Here is a 15,658-nt window from a genome sequence, read left to right as displayed (position 1 = left end):
GTTGCCTCCTTAAAATAATTTAGATGCTATTCTTATTACCTGGTCCTAAGACTTGACTCTATAAGCTTATTATAAACGCAAATGCGTATGATTACAATTTTTTATCCGCTAATGGCAATTCCATCCACAGCAAGCATAGCCTCGCCTAAAGCTTCGGACAAAGTAGGATGCGGATGAATCGTTTGTCCGACTTCCCAAGGCGTCGCGTTCAGCACCTGAGCCAAAGCCGCTTCGGTAATGGAATTTGTAACCTGCGGTCCGATCATATGCACACCGAGAATGTCATTGGTCACACTGTCGGCAATCACTTTCACGAAGCCGTCGCTATCGCCGTAAACGAGCGCTTTCCCGATCCCTTTAAAGCTGAATTTGCCCACTTTTATTTGATGGCCAAGATCGATTGCTTGCTGCTCCGTGTACCCTACGCTGGCAATTTCAGGTCTTGTGTACGTACATTTTGGGACCAGATGCGCCTGAAGCTCGTGAGGTGTTTGTCCTGCAATATGTTCTGAAGCAAGAATCCCTTCATGTCCTGCCATATGCGCCAGCATTAACCCGCCAATCACATCGCCGACCGCATAAATGTGGGATTCCGTTGTTTGCATAAAACGATTTACACGAATGACGCCTTTGTCTACTTTGATATCCGTATTTTCAAGTCCGATGCCCTCAATATTGGCAGCTCGGCCAACAGAAACAAGCACTTTATCAGCTTGCAGCTCGATCAACTCGTCTTGCTTGTCCGCTTGCAAAGTGACCGAACCCTCCGCGATCTTCACAGAGTCAGGCAGTACTTTTGCGCCAGTCACCAAGTTAATGCCGCGCTTTTTGAACAAGCGCTCAAGCTCCTTGGAGATATCGCCGTCTTCCAGACTTACCAACCGTTTCTCATATTCGACGATTGTTACCTCAACACCGAAATCACGCAGCATGGAAGCCCACTCGACACCAATCACGCCGCCTCCGATGATGATGATCGACTTCGGAAGCTCATCCATCTTCAGCGCATCTTCACTTGTAATAATATGTGTGCCGTCAATCTCAAGTCCTGGCAAGCTGCGAGGTTTGGAGCCGGTCGCGATTACCAAATTGCTCGAAAGCAGTGTTTCGATATCGCCGTCTTCCTTCTCAACCGATACTGCTCCACTGCGTGGCGAGAAAATGGAAGGACCGATGATGCGTCCATTTCCGTAATGAACGGTAATTTTATTTTTCTTCATCAGGAATTGCAGCCCTTGGTGCAGTTGATCAACGATACGCTGCTTGCGCGCAAGCACATTCCCGAACTTGAGTTCAAGGGAACCTGCGGTGATCCCGTATTCCTCACTCTTTTTCATTGTTGCATACACTTCGGCACTGCGAAGCAGAGCTTTGCTTGGAATACAGCCTTGGTGCAAACAAGTGCCCCCTAGCTTCTCTCTTTCAACAACGGCCACGGTTTTCCCCAGCTGAGCAGCCCGGATAGCAGCCGTGTAACCGCCGATCCCGCCGCCTAGAACGACAACATCATATCTATGTTCACTCATTATATAATTCCTCCTATTGCACTCTGTACCATCATATGTATACGCTAGTCTCTACTATATTACCCTTTTTTGGATCGGAAATCATAGTCTTATTTGTGAATTAGACAGGCAAACCGTTTCAGAGTATGATGATAGAAATACCATGATACCTAGATGTAAGGAGCAGCTATGAAAGCACCATTTTACCGATTTATCGCCATTCTTCTACTCGTTATTCCCGGTTTGACAGCAACTTATGGATTTCTCTCCATGAAAGACGCTTTTTTCGCACAGTTCGACACGGACGGCCACATGCTGTGGGGGAAATTTATTCTAGGCCTTATTCTTTTTCTATTGGGTGTCGCTTTTATCGGCGGATGGACGTTCTTCCGTGACCGCAAACGCAATTATCTGGCTCCTAGGTTTAAAGCCAAACGGCGCAAATAGACCGGACCCTCAATTTCTCAAGTCCGGCCTAGACGGTCTAGCCAATTTAAGAATCGGTTCCGCTCGATCAAAGCGGTAATGGAGCTCACTTCGGCCTGTTTATGCAGCAAGATGAGCACGATAACAATCAGACCTTGCATCTCCCAAGGAAGGGTCATGATGACGGTATATCCAAGCGTAAACCCAAGCAGGTTCGCTCCGGCGTCCCCCAGCATGCCCCTGCCCCGAACATCCATGCCATAGACCAAATAACCGCCTAGGCATACTGGCCATATAGGAAATATGAGAGGAATGCTATCGCCAGCCAGCAATAAGGACACAACCACTACAGCCACTACACCTGTGAAAAAAAACTTCAGCGAACGCCCTGGACGTACATCAAGCAAGTTCAAAGCATTCGTCATCATCATAAGCAAAAGCATCTGTCCCCCTATCCACCAGATAGGGGTTTGCTCGTTTTCGGCCGACAATGCCAGCCATCCCGCAGCCGTGGCGATTCCCAGCGCCTTGACGGCTCCCATGGAGAAAGTTTTCGTATCTTTCCAATAACGATAATGACCTTTTAAACCTTTCACGGCTTTGCTGCCGATTAAATCATCCGTCCAACCCAGCAGGAAAATGAGGCTAGCTGCAAAAACAAACACCTGATGGTTCGTTTCAACCGATTCCAACCTCGTCAATGGGCCTATCTGCCAATAGGCAATTACGCGATTGGTTAATTGTAAGATAAGCTCCTGCAGCCATAGAAGCAGCCACAGCAGCGCTCCCAACCCACGCGGGACCACCTGGCCGACATAGTTAGTTTCAACTTGACTATGGCCCTCCAGGAACCTCAGAACATGCGGCAGCAGCCATCGCCCGGCTGCCGCAATCACAATCAGATCGAGGATCGATCCGATGAATACCATAGCTGCTTTCTCTCCTTCCAGCGAGACAGCAGCGCCAAGCTGACCGCGGCAAATTGCTTGCCGCGATGCATGAATCCGTGCCAATCCCGCCCCGTTTCCCGATGCGTGATTGGCACGTCCAGCTCGACGATGCGCAGGCCGCGCCGCGCCGCATCGATGGTTAGCGCGACTTCCACGCCGAAGCCGCGCCGAAGTTCCCCAAGCTCCCGCAGCCGATCCGCGCGCACAGCGCGCTGGCCGGACAAGGGAGCTTCGGTCTCATAGCCGCTGAGTCGGCGGATGCCGCGGCGGGCCAAGCCCTTCACCAAGCCGAAGCCGGCTTTGGTGTGTGGCGGCGGCAGCTTCGCGATCGCCATGTCCGCTTCGTGCCGCAGCAGTGGCTCGATGAGAACGAGCGCCCGCCCGGCCGTAGCCCGCAGGTCGGCGTCCAGAAAGAGCAGCAGATCGCCTCTGGCTTCGGCGACGCCTGACTGCATGGCTGCCCCTTTCCCGCAGCGGCGTTTATGCTTAATGAGCTTGTCCACCCACGGCCAAGCGGCTTCATACGTTTTATCGCAGCTGCCATCATCCACCACGATAATTTCAATTCTCATTCCCGGATTGTACATCAGATCCGCTTGATCCTGCAGATGCCGAAGCGTATGTTCAATGCTTCCTTCCTCATTCCAAGCAGGAATGATAATGGATAAGTAAGGTTTCATCCTTCACCTCCGAGTTTCCATACGACATGGGCTACCCGCTTCACGATCCAATGCAATTGGAATAAACTCAATGCGATAAAAAATAGGGAAAGAAACAAAGTAGAACTAATCTCTTTCGTCCAACCACGAGACTTATATAAAATGCCTATGCTCTTGATGTCGACCAATCGCGCCCCGACTTTCATTCTGACCAGGAGCGTGCTCCCCATGCCCGCTCTCCCTTTTTCCAGAAAATCAATCATATGCGTGCGCGCGCCTACTGTGACTAACACTTCACACCTTTTCTCATAAGCAAACAACAGCGCCATATCCTCGCTTGTTCCAAAACATGGAAGCACATGGGCAGACAGCCCCAATGCTTCGATTCGCGAAAGCCCCGGCGCAGATCCATCTGCATATGCATGAACAACGATTTCAGCGCCGCAGGATAGCGCTTTATCTGTCACGCTGTCCATATCGCCAACGATTAAATGAGGCAAGTAACCACACTCCAGAAGAGCGTCCGCCCCACCATCCACCCCGATTAGCACCGGTTTTACTTCAGCAATATAAGCTTTTGCAGCAAGCAGATCCTTCTTGTATCCCTTTCCTCTAGAAACGATCAACACATGTTTATCTTCCAAGTCCGTTTGGATAGCAATCTGCGGCAGCGGCTCCATCACCGCATGCATTTCACGTTTGGCGTAGGTTAGCGTATTATCAATGAAATGCTCCATCAACTGGGTCGTCCGTTCATTCGCTTGCTGCTGCATACTAAGCCATTTTTCACGTGTAAAAGCGCTGCAAGGAATCACTTGATCCTCTAAAAGTATCCGATCCTCATAAATTGTAATTTCCGAGTTTGTCTTGAAGGCTTGGAATTGAGCGGCATCTGCTTCCCAAATCGGGATTTGTTCTTGAAGCAGCATAAGAGGACCATGAGTCGGGTACCTGCCGCTCATCGTCAGCTCGCAATTAATGACAGCCTTGACTTTCTGATCGATAAGCTCTTGCGCGGCTACTTCATCGAGGTCACGATGCTGGAGCACGACGATGCGTCCAGGGGGTAAATCACGAAGCAATACTTTCGTGATCGCGCCTGCGCTAATTCTCCCTCTGCACTGCGGCAGCGGCTTAGAAGAAAACAATGACAGCGAGGACCAATTCAAAATAGACACCGACTTTCCTTTCGTCTATAGATACGTCTATTTTGCCCTCTGCCATGAAGTTCTATGTATAATATGCGCAGTTAATGGCAAGCATTGAGGTTATATTCTTGAGGAAAGGAGATGAACATCCATGGAGCTAAACATGAGTGCAGAGGAAGTGCTAGGCCATATTGTACAGCTTCACAGCACAGGAGAATCACTATCCAAGAAAAATGTGAAAAAGCTGCATCCTGATCTTATGAAAAACGCCCTGTATTACTACCCAAGCTGGGAACACGCCTTGCAAAAGACAGGAGTTGGCAATATCGTTCACTAAACATACATAGGCACACATAGTAAAGCTCCGAGAGGCGGATCGCATGCCAAACTCGGAGCTATTTTTTCATCGTTATTCCTCGATAACTTCCCATTCCACTTGAATCATGCGGTCAACCCAAGTCCGGATTTTGATTTCTATCGCGCTCTCTATTTCTTCCTCTGTCATTTCCCCTAGCTTATGTTCAGCGATTTCCAACACATCTTGCTTTACCATGTCGCCGGCCACAGCCAATTGAATACTGATACGCAATTCACTCACCCTCTTCGACTCACATCTATTTTCATTTTAAAAAAACTTTCCATTGCGACTGCTCCCATGAATATTTAGAATGAAGAAGTACTACAAACATTCCACAACGAAAAGAGGAAAATCTCATGTCCAAATCGCAAGCGCAAAAGCTGCGGCAGCGCCATTTACGAGAAGGTAAACTTGATCCTGCCATTCATCGTCTTCACTGGAACGGCGTGAATCCTGTATCCAAAAAGACCCCAAGCCTGAAAGAATTGCAAGCCAAACAGCTGCATAAACACAAATCAAGGAATTTGAACCATCATCATGGGGACGATTCCTTTTTTCATTTAATCGTAATGCCCTGTTCAGCTGCATAATGGATGCATGCTTCTTTTTCATCAGGACGAAACGTATACTTGCAATCAAATCCATTAAAGAACAGCTTCCACTCCGTGACGACTCCCTCATCATCCACCGCCAATTCGGCTACATATAAAGAATCAGGCTCATCTTCGAACTGCAGCCCGATATGGAGCTGCATCTTGCCCTCCACGACTTCCTGCTCACAATAATCGATTATCACCAGCGTAAGGCCTCCTATTGAATAAAATCTTTTTTATTTATATAATATACTAACGCGCCCAAGCTAATAAAGATAAGGGCATGCTAGTAGGAGGAATTACTTATGGCTTATGATCCGCAAGTAGTAGACGCAACAATCGTTAGTGATAATAAAAAAAATGGTCTTTTCGAAGTGGTCGTTTCATTGAAAGACCGGAACAAATGCCGTTTATTCTTTGAAAGAGATTCCGAAACCGGAGTTGGCAGAGTGACCGATCTGAATAGATTGATGAAAGAACCTTGCCCGATCTGTCGCAAAGATTACCTTTGCAACTGTCTAGACCGTTACAAAGAATCCATTGCAGATCAAGCTTTAACTCTCATAAAATAATACCAGAAGCTAAAAATGGTTGGTCAGGAGGAAATCCTGATCAACCATTTTGCTTTTTCTCACCTTGATATTGCTCGCAGGCGCGGATCCATTTTTCAACAATTCCCGGATTCGAAGCGAAATGCAAATGTGTGTAGCCGGCCACAAGTCTGCCGTTGGCATATCCATCAGAACGAATCCCCATGCGTCCACTCGATTGAAAAGCTGCCGGTATTACCGCTCCCTCCGCAGCTTCAAACGTGGAATAGTGAAACTCATGTCCTCGTGCTTTTGCCCCGGATGAGAGTAAGAAGTTGGCTTCATTCGTACCTGTAATTTCACGGTAGCCTAATGCTGCCAACTTCTTTTGCATGGTTACCTTTCCAGGAACAATCCCCACCATGTTATAAGCATTTCCTGTCGTATCTACAATTTGCTCCGTTAAATACATGAAGCCGCCGCATTCCGCCAAGGTTGGAAGCCCCTCCATAATGCGACTGCGAAAAGAGGTTTTTACCCGCTCGTCAGCTCCCAGACGTTCAGCAAATTCTTCTGGAAACCCGCCTCCGAGATATAAGCCATCCGCATCCAAGGGAACCTCCTCGCCTGCAAGAGGCGAGAAGAACACGCATTGAGCGCCTCCCTCCTCCAGCAGTTCGAGGTTCTCCGGGTAATAAAAATGAAATGCGGCATCCTTGGCTACCGCAATTTTCACACGCTTCCGCGAACCAGATTCTGCGCCAGGGAACAGCCGCGGCAGACTTTCAACCGGTTTTGCCGCTGCCACTTCAAGCAGTTGGTCCAAATTTACATAAGAGGCTACCTGATCAGCCAATTTGTCAAAAAAAGGTTGCAGTTCCCCTCTCTCGATCGAGGGGACAAGCCCCAGATGCCTTTCCGGAAGCTCAATGCTCGCATCACGTGGCATCCACCCAATAACAGGAATGCCGCATTCCTGCTCGATTGCTTGCTTCACCATCTTAAAATGCGATTCACTACCCGCACGATTGGCAATGACTCCAACGATGTTGTCGCCTTGTCCAAACTGCTGAAAGCCTTTGACAATAGCCGCTGCGCTTCTGGCCATGCTAGCAATATTTACAATGAGAACGACAGGAGCATCGAGGATTCGGCCAATATCAGCCGTACTTCCCTCGTCGGATGATGCATCTTTTCCATCAAACATCCCCATGACTCCTTCGATAACCGCAATATCGGAGCCGTTGCTGCCGCGAACAAACAGTTCCTTAACCCCTTCGCGGCCTACCATCCATGAGTCCAAATTGCGGGAAGGCCTGCCTGTCACGGCTGTGTGATAGGTCGGATCAATATAGTCAGGGCCGCATTTAAAACCTTGAACTGCTAGCCCGCGTTTTTGTAGAGCAGCCATGATGCCAATTGCCAGCGTAGTTTTGCCCACACCGCTACCCGTTCCCGCAATAACCATTCTACGTGCCACGCCTTTATTCATAGATAGCCCGATAAAGCCCCTCTAGTAAACTTTGATAGCTGCTCGCTTCATAGGTGATTTCCGAGAACGACACATGAATGACTTTGTTGCTCGTTTTAACGATAAAAAAACTGTCTTCGGCCCGATCCGGGTCAATATAAGTATAGCATTCGAGCTGGCTGCTTCCTGTTTTTTGGCGTAAAAATTCAGTCGCTTCCGCACTTGCATTCGCATATTTAGGCATGGTTGAGTTCCTCTCAAACTAATAAAGTAATGCTTCCTAGTATAACTTATTAACTGAGGTAAAATCCAAAAAGAAAAGACCCGGTGAACCTACCCAAGTCTCTTTGAACATCATATTCATTTCAATGGCGCCTTTTTCCTCTTCAAAGCCAGATAGCCGCCTAACAGCGAGACCGGCACGATGGCGAAGAAGCCAATTAGCTCATACCATAATGGGATACCGTTATTGCTCAGCATCGAATCGAACCCGATAGCCGCCCCAATGACGCCAATACATGCCGCATTGAAATATTCCGCACGTTTCGCCACCCTGGCAGCGACATACCCGCCAAGAAACGACCAGAAAAGGCCAATGACTAAAAACAACAGTAAAAGCATGACATTTGAATAAAATGTGCTGATATCCTGCTCGTTCACCGGGTTACTTCCAAAGTATAGGCTGCCAAATAACACAGTTGATACCAAAGTCCCCAAATTATCAACCGCAACGCCTAACAGCACGCCCAGGAAATGAAATTTTCTTTCACTTTTTTGCTCAACCATAAATTATTCTTCTCTCCTGATTACTTGTCTAGATCCTACCCATCATACCATGTGGAAGACCCGGTATCCAGTTTCTTACCAACCTGGCGACTAGCCCCGCATCTTCCACCAAGCAGTGATCGGAACTTCATCCGCATGAATACGAACCGTTTGGCCGATTTTCGGCGTCGCGATGCGGACGTGATTTTGATGTGCCGCCTTCACAGCCCGCTCCACCGGATCGAACCAATCATGCAGCGCTAGGGTGAAAGCCCCCCAGTGAATGGGAATGAGCAGCTTTCCTTTCACATCCATATGGGCTTGTACAGTCTCTTCAGGCAGCATATGAATATCAGCCCAGCGTTTATCGTATTGGCCACATTCCATCAGCGTAACATCGAAAGGGCCATACTTCCGGCCAATCGCTTCGAAATGAGGGGAATACCCGCTATCCCCGCTGAAAAATACGTTAGATTGCTCGCCTTTGATCACCCAGGAACACCAGAGTGTAGCCCCGCGGTCGGTCATGCTTCTTCCAGAAAAATGCGTCGCTGGCGTACATGCAAATGTCAGCCCATCGTAGGTGAATTCATCCCACCAGTCGTATTCCGCGATTTTTTCAGATGGCACACCCCACCGTTCCAAATGGCCTCCGACCCCGAGCGGAACCAGAAACTTATTTACTTTGTGTTTAATTTTCAGAATTGAACCGTAATCCAGGTGATCATAGTGATCATGTGATAACACGACAGCGTCAATGACGGGCAGTTCCGCAACTTCAAAAGGCAATCCGCCGCTGTATCTTCCTTTCCCAAACCAAGGAAACGGCGAAGGTGCCCGTCCAAACATAGGGTCAAGCAATAGAGCCTTGCCATCGATTGTGAGCAATGACGCCGAATGGCCGAACCAAGTAACTTTCGTTTCGGTATCCTTTTGGAGAAGTGGAGCATCCATAACTAAGGGTGTTGACGGTCGGCGATTAGGGGCGCTTTTGGTAAAGTCGCGCAAAATGCCCATGGTCGTCTTTAGGTTCATCTCCATCATCGTCGGAACAGGATTTTGAAATTTCCCTTGAACGAATTGGGGAGAGCGCGATAATTTCAGCGCTTTATCTTTGGAAGGCCGCCGTCCAAAAACCGGGTATCCATACATAAATAAGACAATGACAACAATAAGCACTACAACAATCGCTAATGTTAATAACAACTTCTTCGCAGCCTCCAAGCTTTACCTTACGGTGGTTAGTATGTTTTGACTTAGATGTATAACGTAAATTTGCAAAGTTTGGTTCCAAATTTTTTGCAATTCGGGACAAAAGCACAATCAGTCCTTTCGCCCAAACATTATTTGAAAATAGTCATAAGCTATCTCGAAACACAAACCAAATCTCAGTTGGAGGTTGATTCGGATGAGTTGTGGAACTGGTGGGTATAATTCTTCAGCAGCAATCTTGGTACTTTTCATTTTGCTGGTAATCATCACTAGCGCATTCGTTTGGTAATTAAACTTACAGAAGGCTGCCTACTTAGTAGGTAGTCTTTCTGACATTCCACCTGCAACTGCCCTTATAATTTAATTCACGGCGGGCTCGCTTGTGATTAATTCATATAGATCATTTACTTCGCACCCCAGAGTAACAGCAATCGAAATTGCCGACTTGAGCGGCATAATTCGTTTATTTTCCACGAAATCAGAGAGCTTCTCCGGCTTAAAATGCAAGGCTTGTGCTAATTCCTCCATCGACATCCCCTTTTCTTGCAAACGCTCACTTAGCAGGCACCTGCCGAGTTCATATTTCATTGATACAATCCCCCGCTTCATCTCGTTGTAATAAACAATAAAACCCAATAAACCAAATTGGTTCATTGGGTCCATATACGGTTATAAAGATTCTAACTGTCTCAAGAAACCTTATGCTCAATTCTGAGCTTATCCGCCACCATCGCGATAAACTCGCTATTCGTCGGTTTCGATTTCGAGATATTAATGGTGTAGCCAAAAATAAAGGAAATGCTGTCGATGTTGCCGCGGGTCCAAGCGACTTCAATCGCGTGGCGTATCGCGCGCTCAACGCGGCTAGGCGTCGTTTTGTACTTTTCAGCGATTGCCGGGTAAAGCGTTTTGGTGATCGCCCCTAAAATTTCGATGTTATTATACACCATCGTAATCGCTTCGCGAAGATATTGATATCCTTTAATATGTGCAGGAACGCCGATTTCATGTATGATGCTTGTGATATTTGCGTCCAAATTTTTTCCTTTAGGCATATGTACGACATTCGCGCGAGGTGTTGAAGCCGAAGAGGTTGTCGCATTGGTTTGCGTATTACCGACCAGCTGGCGGATTCGATTCGTTAACGTTTCCATGTCAAAAGGCTTAAGTATGTAATAAGAGGCTCCAAGCTGCACAGCCTTTTGCGTAATATTTTCCTGACCGAATGCTGTCAACATGATGATCTTGGGCTGCGTAGGCAGGTTCATTTCCCTCATTTTTTCGAGTACGCCCAAACCGTCCAGATGAGGCATAATAATATCTAAAATGAGTACGTCTGGTAATTCGCGTTGTTGTTCGAGAAATCGAAGAACTTCATTACCGTTATACGCAACCCCTACAATTTCCATATCCTCTTGCTCACCAATGAACTCGGATAATAAATGGGTAAACTCACGGTTATCGTCGGCTAGTAATACTTGAATTTTTTGCAACGTAAAATCCTCCTTTAGCTACTGGGCAGGTTTGGTTATTTCTCTCTTAAGAAAGGTATTCGACACCCCAACTTAAATTCCTTCTGTCGAATATTATTTTTCTTTTCTTTTATTTCACTTTCTTATATAATAATATATTTATCTTCTGCATACTACATTTTTCGACAAATTCATAGTAAAACGGATATTCCTTTGTAGAATCCGGTTAAAATAAAACAAAGAACCAAAGGCTTTAGCTCGCCTTTGATTCTTTGAAAGTCGCTCCATTTGAAGGTCTAAGAATAATCCCTGAGTCTTGCAGCATCCACTCGATAAAGCAACCATAACCGCTTGTAGGATCATTAACAAACACATGCGTCACGGCACCGATGAGTTTCCCATTTTGAATGATGGGGCTGCCGCTCATCCCTTGCACAATACCGCCCGTTTTATCTAACAAACGAGGATCCGTGATTTTGATGACCATGCCTTTTGTTCCTGGCGTATCCTGTTTAGAGACGTGAACGACTTGGATATCGAATTTCTCGACCTTTTGGCCTTCGACTACGGTATAAATCTGTGCCGGACCTTCCTTCACTTCCTCAGCGAAAGCAACAGGAATAGCTTCTTTATCCAAGCTATGATCAGGCGCAGCATACATTTTGCCAAAGATACCGAAAGCTGTGTTACGTTCGATATTGCCAATCACTTTACTATCTTTGTAAAGCGTAGCATGTTTTTCGCCGGGATCGCCGTTGTGGCTTTTGGAGATTGAGGTCACATTGGAGTATACGATATCCCCGTCACCTACAATAATTGGCGTCTGGGTATCCATATCCGTGATAACATGTCCCAGAGCTCCATATACACCCTGATCAGGCGCATAGAAGGTCAAAGTGCCAACACCTGCTGCCGAGTCGCGGATATATAACCCCAAACGATAAGACTTGTCTACAACATCATAAACGGGTTGAAGTTTAACCGAGATCTCTTCATTGTTGCGCAAGATTTTGAGATCCAGAGGCGTTTTGCTCTCTCCGGATTTGGCAACCAGGTCCGCAACCTTACTGACATCCTTCGAATCCTTGCCATTGATTTTGGTAATCAAATCTCCGACTTGAATTTTCGCTTCTTCACCAGGTGAAACTTTTTGGTCTGGGGCAACAGTTACCAAGTGATGGCCTACCACCAGAATACCGGCAGATTTAATCTTCACTCCGATGGTTTGTCCACCTGGAATGACTCTTAAATCAGGTACAACATTCACTTTCACTGTTTTAATCGGAATTGCGCCGAACAGCTTGAGCTTCATTTCGGTTTGCCCAGAGCGATCGGACTGTAAGGAAATGGGTTCGTTCAGATTAACTTGAAATGAGTGCTCAGCGTTGCCATTAACTTTCACAATGTCCGTGTCTTTGACAGTCACTTGTGCGCTAACGGGCATCGTTAATTGTAGCTGCTTCCCTTGACCGCTAAACAAGCGGAGTTCTTGGGGGAAGGAGGCAAAACTTTGAAAAGGCGGAGACAAACTTACCATACAAACGAAGAAGACGAGCAGGAGTCCGAACAATCTTTTCCTTTTGCTGGATTGCAATATCTTCACGCTCCCTCACACATCCTTAGGCCCTGACGAACTTCGTCGTCAAATGCGTACCTATAAGTTAACCCCACTCCCCCTGTTTTATAACTGAAAATGATGACTATCTATACTTTCATGCCCTTGCTTTCTTATTTCTTGCCATGGCAAGCATTTCCCCCGCATGATGCAGCGTCGTTTCCGTTACTTCGACCCCGCCGAGCATCCGCGCCAATTCTTCAATTCGCCCGGAGTCCGGCATATCTTGCACCCGTGTGAACGTTCTGTCCTGATCTACTTCTTTGCGAATATAGAAATGGACATCAGCGAAGCTGGCCACTTGCGGTAAATGTGTAATCGAAAAGACTTGACAGTTATCTGACAAATTAGACATTTTCTCAGCAATCGCTTGCGCCGCGCGTCCACTTACCCCTGTGTCAACTTCGTCGAAAACGAGTACGGGAATCTGATCGATTCGGGCAAAAATAGTTTTCATAGCCAGCATGATTCGCGATAATTCCCCGCCTGAAGCGATTTTGCTGAGCCCGCGAAGCGGTTCCCCCGGATTAGGAGCCATCATAAATTCGATCTGATCGATCCCTTGGCGCGAAAATTTCACTTTCTTCCCTTCGACTTCGATCCCATTTCGCTCATCAAGCACTTGCTCGACTTGGACGCGGAACTGAGTCCGTTCCATCTGCAGATCGCGAAGCTCATGCTCAATCTGAACGGCGAGCTGCTGAGCAATCCCGCGGCGCATATTAGATAGATCAAGCGCAGCGACGCCTAATTGTTTTTCGAGCGCAGCAAGCTTGGCCTCAATTTTCTGAATGTGCTCGTCCTTATTCTCAATTGTATCGACTTCCGTTTTAATTTTCTCCAAGTAAGTTAGGATCTCTTTAATATTCTCTCCATATTTTCGGCGAAGAGACGTGATTGTATCCAATCTTTGTTCAATAAAATCCAAGCGAGACGGATTAAACTCAATGCCTTCTCGATAATCGCGTAATTGGTAAGCTGCATCCTCCAGCTGATAGTAGGCGGATTGCGCTTGTTCAAGCAGTGGCGTAAGATTGGCCGGATCCAATTGAACGATATCTTGAATGCGAGAAACCGCTTTGCCTGCGGCATCCAACCCACGATTCGTCGCATAAAGGAAATCATAAGCTTCCGAAGTGCTTTGATACAGCCTTTCTGCGTTCGCCAGTTTGCGCTTCTCTTCCGCCAAAGTTTCATCTTCGCCAGCCTTCAGCTTCGCAGCCGATATCTCATCGATTTGGAAACGATATAAATCAAGCATCTGAAGCGCTTGTTTACTCGTTTCCTGAAGCTCGCGCAAATCCTTATGCAATTTCATATATTCATCATAAGTAGATTGATAGATTTTTTTAGCCGCAGCTATTTCCGCATCCCCGAACAAATCAAGAGAATGGATGTGCTCTTCATCGTTGAGCAGCGATTGATGCTCATGCTGTCCATGGATGTTAACGAGCCATTCCCCTGTTTGACGCAGCATCGTAAGATTCACAAGCTGCCCGTTAATTCGGCTGGAGCTCTTCCCAGTAGCCGTAATTTCCCGACGGATAAGCAAATGCTCTCCGGGATCCGCTTGAATGCCGAGCTCTGTCAGCGTGTGCCATACCGGATGTGTTTGCGGAAGCTCGAACATGGCTTCAATCTCTGCTTTGTCTGCACCATAACGGACCAAATCGGAAGAACCCCTGCCGCCAACTATGAGTGTCAATGCATCAATGATGATGGATTTCCCTGCGCCTGTTTCCCCTGTTAGAACATGAAACCCCATTTTAAAACGGATATGCACATGTTCAATAACCGCCAAATTACGAATCGATAATTCTGTAAGCATGTATTCCTCCTGGCTTTAAGATAATAAGGACATAACTTCGTTTACAAAAGAAACGCTTTTCTCTTTGCCGCGGCAAATCACAAGAATCGTATCATCACCGCAAATGGTTCCCATGACACCTTCCCACTCCAAATTATCGATTAGTGCACAAATGGTGTTTGCGGTACCCGGCAGACATTTCATCACAACCAGATTGTCGGTACTATCAATGCTCACAAAATGATCACTGAGCGCTCTACGCAGCCTTTGCATAGGGTTGAACCGTTGATCGGCCGGCATTGAATATTTGTATCTCCCGTCATCCAGCGGGATTTTAATGAGATGGAGCTCTTTGATATCTCGGGAAACAGTCGCTTGGGTAACGTGGAAACCAGCCGCTCGCAGGGACTCCACCAATTCATCTTGCGTTTCTATTTCGTGATTCGTAATGATTTCCCTGATTTTTACATGCCTTTGACCTTTCATGCCTACACCTCTATATGGAATGTGATTTTTTTGATTTTATTCATGGCCATATCGACATAAAGCACCCCTTCAGCCTCCGGATAAATAAGGCTGTAAACCAGCAGCATATCGCGAATGGAGCTGCCTGTCATTTCAAGCGGCTTACGTTCCTTGGCTACTTTAACCAGGTAAATGCGATCATCCTTCTGGACAAAATAGTCAATAAACAGCCTGCTTTCCAGCTGCTCTTTATCGTTCAAGGTCATGGAGATTGGAATTTTGGTTTTACCGGCCAACACGTCAAAGCCAGCGCCTTCCAGCAGCTCAACAACTTCATCCTGAGGAATTTCTGAATGTTTTGGAATTCGGATTCGCTTTTTCGTTGGCCCGTCCAGCCACCGTTGAAATCGAAAAAAAAGAAAACCTATACCTACAATCAGGATCAACAAAATGACTGTGACATCGCCTTTCTCCATGTCCCTCACCTCGCCATAGTATTCGCGGATATTGTCCGTAAATCCTTTTTATGAAGCAAGGAAAAACGACTTCGTCGTCTTTCTTTGGACGAGCGCGTTTGTCAACCAAGGATAAGCGACTTCGTCGTCCCTTAGGACGAGCGCGTTTGTCAAGGTAGAGCCAAGCAAATGTAAAAAACTTATGTTTTCTAATCTACTGAAAAAAC

Annotated in this window: 21 protein-coding genes; 5 read left to right on the top strand and 16 right to left on the bottom strand. The window is 46.8% G+C overall.

The window, feature by feature from the left end; genetic code table 11:
• Positions 1-101: 101 nt before the first annotated feature.
• Entirely contained in the window at positions 102-1,526 is a 1,425-nt protein-coding gene (gene lpdA / locus RQP52_RS02180) for a dihydrolipoyl dehydrogenase (RefSeq protein WP_315949165.1), read from the bottom strand.
• Between the two features lie 168 nt (positions 1,527-1,694).
• Here lpdA and RQP52_RS02175 point away from each other — a divergent pair, with 168 nt between their 5' ends.
• Complete coding sequence (locus RQP52_RS02175; protein ID WP_315949164.1) at positions 1,695-1,952, top strand: DUF2627 domain-containing protein; 258 nt, start codon at positions 1,695-1,697, stop codon at positions 1,950-1,952.
• A gap of 17 nt (positions 1,953-1,969) precedes the next feature.
• Here the strand turns inward: RQP52_RS02175 and RQP52_RS02170 are convergent, their stop codons facing one another.
• The 3 genes from RQP52_RS02170 to steA are packed head-to-tail and all read right to left on the bottom strand — an operon-like array spanning position 1,970 to position 4,718.
• A complete protein-coding gene (locus tag RQP52_RS02170) occupies positions 1,970-2,860 on the bottom strand; it encodes a hypothetical protein (RefSeq protein WP_315949163.1) in 891 nt (296 codons plus the stop codon).
• Positions 2,830-3,561, bottom strand: a complete 732-nt coding sequence (locus RQP52_RS02165; RefSeq protein WP_315949162.1) for a glycosyltransferase family 2 protein — start codon at positions 3,559-3,561, stop codon at positions 2,830-2,832. Before RQP52_RS02165 ends, RQP52_RS02170 begins: the two co-directional genes overlap by 31 nt.
• Positions 3,558-4,718: a putative cytokinetic ring protein SteA gene (gene steA, locus RQP52_RS02160; RefSeq protein ID WP_315949161.1), complete on the bottom strand. Its 1,161-nt coding sequence runs from the start codon at positions 4,716-4,718 to the stop codon at positions 3,558-3,560. Before steA ends, RQP52_RS02165 begins: the two co-directional genes overlap by 4 nt.
• A 121-nt stretch (positions 4,719-4,839) precedes the next feature.
• On the opposite strand from steA, the gene RQP52_RS02155 reads away from it, so the two are divergent.
• On the top strand, positions 4,840-5,025 hold the full coding sequence (locus RQP52_RS02155; protein WP_127449693.1) for a hypothetical protein: 186 nt from the start codon (positions 4,840-4,842) through the stop codon (positions 5,023-5,025).
• 72 nt (positions 5,026-5,097) lie between these two features.
• Here RQP52_RS02155 and RQP52_RS02150 read toward each other — a convergent pair whose 3' ends face one another.
• A complete protein-coding gene (locus RQP52_RS02150; protein ID WP_315949160.1) occupies positions 5,098-5,286 on the bottom strand; it encodes a hypothetical protein in 189 nt (62 codons plus the stop codon).
• 116 nt (positions 5,287-5,402) lie between these two features.
• Between RQP52_RS02150 and RQP52_RS02145 the strand changes: the two genes are divergently transcribed.
• Positions 5,403-5,636: a hypothetical protein gene (locus RQP52_RS02145; RefSeq protein WP_315949159.1), complete on the top strand. Its 234-nt coding sequence runs from the start codon at positions 5,403-5,405 to the stop codon at positions 5,634-5,636.
• On the opposite strand, the gene RQP52_RS02140 is transcribed toward RQP52_RS02145, so the two are convergent.
• A complete protein-coding gene (locus tag RQP52_RS02140) occupies positions 5,603-5,842 on the bottom strand; it encodes a hypothetical protein (RefSeq protein WP_315949158.1) in 240 nt (79 codons plus the stop codon). The two genes, RQP52_RS02145 and RQP52_RS02140, sit on opposite strands and share 34 nt — an antisense overlap.
• A 102-nt stretch (positions 5,843-5,944) precedes the next feature.
• On the opposite strand from RQP52_RS02140, the gene RQP52_RS02135 reads away from it, so the two are divergent.
• Positions 5,945-6,211 carry a hypothetical protein gene (locus RQP52_RS02135; protein ID WP_315949157.1) on the top strand — a complete coding sequence of 89 codons (267 nt, stop codon included), beginning with the start codon at positions 5,945-5,947 and terminating at the stop codon, positions 6,209-6,211.
• A 40-nt stretch (positions 6,212-6,251) separates the two neighbouring features.
• On the opposite strand, the gene RQP52_RS02130 is transcribed toward RQP52_RS02135, so the two are convergent.
• The 4 genes from RQP52_RS02130 to RQP52_RS02115 form a co-directional block, all read right to left on the bottom strand.
• Positions 6,252-7,661 carry a cobyrinate a,c-diamide synthase gene (locus RQP52_RS02130; RefSeq protein ID WP_315949156.1) on the bottom strand — a complete coding sequence of 470 codons (1,410 nt, stop codon included), beginning with the start codon at positions 7,659-7,661 and terminating at the stop codon, positions 6,252-6,254.
• Entirely contained in the window at positions 7,654-7,884 is a 231-nt protein-coding gene (locus RQP52_RS02125; RefSeq protein ID WP_315949155.1) for a hypothetical protein, read from the bottom strand. The genes RQP52_RS02130 and RQP52_RS02125 overlap by 8 nt, the downstream gene beginning before the upstream one ends.
• A 116-nt stretch (positions 7,885-8,000) precedes the next feature.
• Positions 8,001-8,426, bottom strand: coding sequence for a hypothetical protein (locus RQP52_RS02120; RefSeq protein ID WP_315949154.1), 426 nt, complete (start codon positions 8,424-8,426; stop codon positions 8,001-8,003).
• Between the two features lie 90 nt (positions 8,427-8,516).
• Complete coding sequence (locus RQP52_RS02115; protein WP_315949153.1) at positions 8,517-9,611, bottom strand: MBL fold metallo-hydrolase; 1,095 nt, start codon at positions 9,609-9,611, stop codon at positions 8,517-8,519.
• 202 nt (positions 9,612-9,813) lie between these two features.
• Between RQP52_RS02115 and RQP52_RS02110 the strand changes: the two genes are divergently transcribed.
• Positions 9,814-9,906 (top strand): YjcZ family sporulation protein, encoded by a 93-nt coding sequence (locus tag RQP52_RS02110; RefSeq protein WP_145655433.1) that lies wholly within the window; start codon positions 9,814-9,816, stop codon positions 9,904-9,906.
• Between the two features lie 71 nt (positions 9,907-9,977).
• Here the strand turns inward: RQP52_RS02110 and RQP52_RS02105 are convergent, their stop codons facing one another.
• The 6 genes from RQP52_RS02105 to RQP52_RS02080 all read right to left on the bottom strand — a co-directional run bounded on the left by RQP52_RS02105 (position 9,978) and on the right by RQP52_RS02080 (position 15,452).
• Positions 9,978-10,205, bottom strand: coding sequence for a helix-turn-helix domain-containing protein (locus tag RQP52_RS02105; protein ID WP_315949152.1), 228 nt, complete (start codon positions 10,203-10,205; stop codon positions 9,978-9,980).
• A gap of 101 nt (positions 10,206-10,306) precedes the next feature.
• The gene (gene spo0A, locus RQP52_RS02100; protein ID WP_157319935.1) at positions 10,307-11,110 is read right to left on the bottom strand and encodes a sporulation transcription factor Spo0A; all 804 of its coding nucleotides are present in this window, start codon (positions 11,108-11,110) and stop codon (positions 10,307-10,309) included.
• A gap of 232 nt (positions 11,111-11,342) precedes the next feature.
• Positions 11,343-12,683 (bottom strand): SpoIVB peptidase, encoded by a 1,341-nt coding sequence (gene spoIVB / locus RQP52_RS02095; RefSeq protein ID WP_315950359.1) that lies wholly within the window; start codon positions 12,681-12,683, stop codon positions 11,343-11,345.
• Positions 12,684-12,801: 118 nt separating this feature from the next.
• Positions 12,802-14,532: a DNA repair protein RecN gene (gene recN / locus RQP52_RS02090; protein WP_315949151.1), complete on the bottom strand. Its 1,731-nt coding sequence runs from the start codon at positions 14,530-14,532 to the stop codon at positions 12,802-12,804.
• A 15-nt stretch (positions 14,533-14,547) separates the two neighbouring features.
• Positions 14,548-14,997, bottom strand: a complete 450-nt coding sequence (gene ahrC, locus RQP52_RS02085) for a transcriptional regulator AhrC/ArgR (RefSeq protein ID WP_315949150.1) — start codon at positions 14,995-14,997, stop codon at positions 14,548-14,550.
• A gap of 2 nt (positions 14,998-14,999) precedes the next feature.
• A complete protein-coding gene (locus tag RQP52_RS02080; RefSeq protein WP_315949149.1) occupies positions 15,000-15,452 on the bottom strand; it encodes a hypothetical protein in 453 nt (150 codons plus the stop codon).
• Positions 15,453-15,658: the final 206 nt, after the last annotated feature.

The organism is Paenibacillus violae (assembly GCF_032461945.1).
GTDB classification, from domain to species: domain Bacteria; phylum Bacillota; class Bacilli; order Paenibacillales; family NBRC-103111; genus Paenibacillus_E; species Paenibacillus_E violae.
Note: the sequence above shows the minus strand (reverse complement) of the source record. Positions and strands in the feature narration are given on the sequence as shown.